Origin of the sequence: Streptomyces sp. NPDC059455, assembly GCF_042750115.1 — a bacterium.
In the GTDB taxonomy this organism is placed as follows: Bacteria; Actinomycetota; Actinomycetes; order Streptomycetales; family Streptomycetaceae; genus Streptomyces; species Streptomyces endocoffeicus.
In genome coordinates, this window is sequence record NZ_JBHYVB010000201.1 from 16,599 (window position 1) to 20,836 (window position 4,238).

Below are 4,238 nucleotides of genomic sequence, written 5' to 3' on the forward strand. Positions count from 1 at the left end.
GGGGCGTCCTACCTCTCGTGGGGCGCGGCCCGCCCCCGCCCCCCCGGCCCCCGGGCCGCCCGGCCGGCGCGGGCCCCACCGCGCTGTCGCCCCACGGGGCTTGTGGATCAGTCCCGCTGAGCGTCCTTGGGCAGCTGGCGCCACTTCACCTCGGTGGTGGTGTCGTACGTCCAGTCGAGCATCTTCTTCGCGTCCGGGTAGCGGTCCGCGTCGTTGAGGATGACTCCCACGACCGTCTTGTCGCCGCGCTTGGCGGCGAACACCAGGCAGGGGCCGGCGGGGGTGGTGGTCCCGGTCTTGACGCCGATCGCGCCCTGGTACGAACCCAGCAACTGGTTGGTGTTGTCCCAGGAGTAGTACCGGGTGTTGCCGTTGGCCGCCGGTGCCTCCTGCTTGGTGGACACCGACTTGACAACCGTGTCGAACGTCGCGTTGTCCATGGCGCGCCGGGTCAGCTGGGCCAGGTCATGGGGCGTCGAGTAGTTGTCGGCGTCGGCCGAGACACCGTCGAAGGAGTCGTACTTGGTGTTGGTCAGCCCCAAGTCCTGCGCCTTGGCGTTCATCTTGGAGATGAACGACTTGGTCCGCTCGGCGGTGGTGTCGCCGGTGCCGAACGTGTCGGCCAGCGCCATCGCCGCGTCGCAGCCGGACGGCAGCATCAACCCGTACAGCAGCTGGTTGACGGTGAGTTTGTCACCGGTCTGGAGGTCCGCCGTGCTGGCACCGGACTTGGTCACATAGTCGCGGTACTCCTGCTTGATGGTGACCTGCTTGTTGAGGTCCAGGCCTCGGGTCTCGAGCACCACGAGGGCAGTCATGATCTTTGTGGTGCTCGCCATCGGACGCTTGGTGTCGGCGTCCTTGGCCATCAGCTCCTTGTTGGAACCGGTGTCGAGCAGGTACGCGCCCTTGGCGCTGACCTCCGGTGGCGGTTCGGCCGAAGCCTGGGCCATCGCCACCGGGACCGCGATCGCTACGGCCACCGTGGACGCGACCGCCGCGACTCTCCAGCGGCGGGTCACGGTTCCACGACGTTTATGCATTCGCCCTCCGTTTCGCTTGTTGAGGTGTGTTTCGGGCGAGCGCATCGTCTCACCAGGCGAAAATTGGCCATGCTTCGGGGCGGCGGACACGCGGTGCCTTTGGGGAACAACTAGTGTCCGGACCAGCGCTGTTGACCGGATGGCGGATCCGGGGCAGCCACCTGCGGCCCGGAGCGCGCGCCCACTGATCCTCGGTCTGCCACACTCAGGGTGTGAACCGGACACTCGATCACGATGCGCTGCGCGGACGTGTCGCCGTGGTGGCCGGGGCGACCCGTGGCGCCGGGCGCGGTATCGCGGCCGCGCTGGGCGAGGCCGGAGCGACCGTCATCTGCACCGGACGCAGCAGTGTGTCGGGCAGGGGCGGGTCGGATTACGACCGGCCGGAGACGATCGAGGAGACGGCCGAGCTCGTCACACGGCTCGGTGGCACCGGTATCGCCGTACGGACCGACCACCTCGACTCCGGGCAGGTCGGGCGGCTGGCCGAGCGCATCCGCCACGATCACGGTGGCATTGATGTGCTCGTCAACGACATCTGGGGCGCCGAGCGGCTCAAGGGCGGGCCCGCCGACTGGAACACCCCGATCTGGGAGCACGGCCTCGAGGACGGACTGCGCATCCTCCGGCTCGGGCTGGACACCCATCTGATCACCTCGCACCACCTGCTGCCACTGCTGATCGGCAAACCGGGTGGGCTGCTCGTGGAGATGACCGACGGCACCGCCGCGTACAACGCCGAGCGATACCGCATCTCGGTCTTCTACGACCTGGTGAAGACCGCCGTGAACCGGCTGGCCTTCTCCCAGGGCCATGAGCTGGCGCCGCACGGGGCGACGGCCGTCGCCATCACACCGGGGTGGCTGCGCTCGGAGATGATGCTGGACGCGTACGGGGTCGGCGAGGGCAACTGGCGCGACGCGTTGCTCCCGGACCGTGGCGAGGGCCGCCCGACCGCCCCCGAGACCTTCGCGTCCTCCGAGTCACCGCGCTACGTCGGCCGCGCCATCGCCGCCCTGGCCGCCGACCCCGGCCGGGCGAGGTGGAACCAGCGATCGGTGAGCTCCGCCGAGCTCGCCAGGGAGTACGGATTCACCGACACCGACGGCTCGCAGCCCGACAGCTGGTCCGCGACCTGAAACGGGCGCGACTGGGCCGCGGCCTCCCTGGGGTCGCGGCCTCCCTCGCCGAAGGGCGGCCGCCCACCAAGCGCCCCTCCGCTCGGCGCCGAGCCGCTCAGCGGGGGCGGGCGGTCGCGCAGCGTACGCAGGTGGTCGCCGTGGGGCGCGCCTCGAGTCGTTCCGCCGGGATCGGCTCGCCGCACACATCGCACCGCCCGTAGCCGTCGCGGTCCAGCCGTTCCAGCGCCTCGTCCAGGGCGGCCAGATGATCGCGGGCCTGGGCCAGCAAGGCGGCGACATGGGCTCGCTCGAAGGCGGTGCTCGACCCCTCCGGATCGTGCTCGTCATCCACCGCCACCAGGGCGTTCGACGCGACGATCGCGTCGAACTCACGGTTCAGGGCGGCGATCCGCGTGCCGGTTTCGGCGCGCTCGTGGGCCAGCCGTTCGCGGATGGCTTCTCGCTCGGCCGGAGAGAAAGCGGCATCGTCGGATGAATCGCTCATGCCCGGCTCAACCTCGGCACGCCCGGTCCGCATTCCGGTTGTCGGTCTTCCCCTGAGGTCTTGACGTCTCCTGGGCCCGATGCAATGGATGGGAGCGCTCCCAAAGCCACCCTACGCCCATCGTACGGACGCCATCACGCGCTCACTCCTTGGAGTCATGATGAGACGGAAGAGATCCTGGCCGCCTTACTGGCCCTCTTGGTCAGCCTCTTCGGGATCGCGGGTCTCGGTCGGACCGCCCATGCCGAGCCGGCCCGTCCGCAGGCCCCCGTGGCCGCGGGCCTGCACATCAGCGACGGCCGCCTGCTGGAGGGCAACGGCAACGACTTCGTCATGCGCGGTGTCAACCACGCCCACACCTGGTATCCGGGCGAGACGCAGTCGCTGGCCGACATCAAGGCCCTGGGCGCCAACACCGTCCGGGTCGTCCTCTCCAACGGCCACCGCTGGACCAGGAACAGCCCCGAGGACGTGGCCGCCATCATCGCCCAGTGCAAGGCCAACCGGCTCATCTGCGTACTGGAAGTGCACGACACCACCGGCTACGGCGAGGATGCCGCGGCCGCCACGCTCGACCAGGCGGCCGACTACTGGATCGGCCTCAAGAGCGTGCTCGCCGGCCAGGAGAACTACGTTGGGGCAACACCGACCCGGCCGGCTGGACCGCCCCCACCGTCGCCGCCGTCCAGAAGCTGCGCAACGCCGGGTTCCAGCACACCATCATGGTGGACGCCCCCAACTGGGGGCAGGACCTGCAGAACGTGATGCGCGCCAACGCGCGGACCGTCTACGAAGCCGACTCCACCGGCAACCTGATCTTCTCGATCCATATGTACAGCGTCTATGACACGGCGCAGGAGATCACCGACTATCTGAACGCCTTCGTGAGCGCCAAACTGCCCATCCTCATCGGTGAGTTCGGCGGCCCCGCCGACCAGTGGGGCGATCCGGACGAGAACACCATGATGGCCACCGCCCAGCGGCTGAAGCTGGGCTATCTGGCCTGGTCCTGGAGCGGCAACACCGATCCCATCCTCGACCTGGCCACCGACTTCGACCCGGCCAGGCTCACCGACTGGGGCAAGCGCGTCTTCAACGGCCCCGACGGCATCGCCGAGACCTCCCGCGAGGCCACCATCTACGGCGGCGGCTCCGGCACCGGCTGCTCGGTCGGCTACCGGGTGGCCAACGAATGGGGCGGTGGCTTCCAGGGCGAGATCACCATCCGTAACACCGGCACCGCCGCCCTCACCGGCTGGACGCTGGGGTTCAGCTTCGCCAACGGCCAGACCATCACCAACATGTGGGGAGGCACGCCGCGGCAGAATGGCGCCGCGGTGACCATCACCCCCGCCTCGTACACCGCCACCATCCCCGCCCGTGGCTCGGTCACCCTCGGCTTCACCGCGGGTAAGGGCGCCACCAACGCCGCGCCGACCGCCTTCACTCTCAACGGCGGCGCCTGCGCCACCGGCTAAGCGCTCCGCGGGAAGTGGCGCGAGGTGCGGTCGTTCATCCGCGGCCGCGTCGTGGCTGGTCGCGCAGTTCCCCGCGCCCCTTCGGGGCGCA

General features: G+C 69.6%; 3 protein-coding genes and 1 pseudogene. 2 read left to right on the top strand and 2 right to left on the bottom strand.

Going from position 1 to position 4,238, the window contains the following annotated elements; all coding sequences use genetic code 11:
• Positions 1-107 precede the first annotated feature (107 nt).
• Positions 108-1,043 (bottom strand): D-alanyl-D-alanine carboxypeptidase family protein, encoded by a 936-nt coding sequence (locus ACFXB5_RS43515; protein WP_201854848.1) that lies wholly within the window; start codon positions 1,041-1,043, stop codon positions 108-110.
• Positions 1,044-1,255: 212 nt separating this feature from the next.
• On the opposite strand from ACFXB5_RS43515, the gene ACFXB5_RS43520 reads away from it, so the two are divergent.
• Positions 1,256-2,182 carry an SDR family oxidoreductase gene (locus tag ACFXB5_RS43520; protein ID WP_385219227.1) on the top strand — a complete coding sequence of 309 codons (927 nt, stop codon included), beginning with the start codon at positions 1,256-1,258 and terminating at the stop codon, positions 2,180-2,182.
• Between the two features lie 97 nt (positions 2,183-2,279).
• On the opposite strand, the gene ACFXB5_RS43525 is transcribed toward ACFXB5_RS43520, so the two are convergent.
• A complete protein-coding gene (locus tag ACFXB5_RS43525) occupies positions 2,280-2,669 on the bottom strand; it encodes a TraR/DksA family transcriptional regulator (protein WP_385219229.1) in 390 nt (129 codons plus the stop codon).
• A gap of 333 nt (positions 2,670-3,002) precedes the next feature.
• Here ACFXB5_RS43525 and ACFXB5_RS43530 point away from each other — a divergent pair.
• A pseudogene (locus tag ACFXB5_RS43530) lies at positions 3,003-4,147 on the top strand (cellulose binding domain-containing protein).
• Positions 4,148-4,238 lie beyond the last annotated feature (91 nt).

What these genes read in the sequence shown, in the direction of transcription:
- ACFXB5_RS43515 (WP_201854848.1), bottom strand. Translation starts at nt 1,043, where the DNA reads ATGCATAAACGTCGTGGAACCGTGACCCGCCGCTGGAGAGTCGCGGCG.
- ACFXB5_RS43525 (WP_385219229.1), bottom strand. Translation starts at nt 2,669, where the DNA reads ATGAGCGATTCATCCGACGATGCCGCTTTCTCTCCGGCCGAGCGAGAA.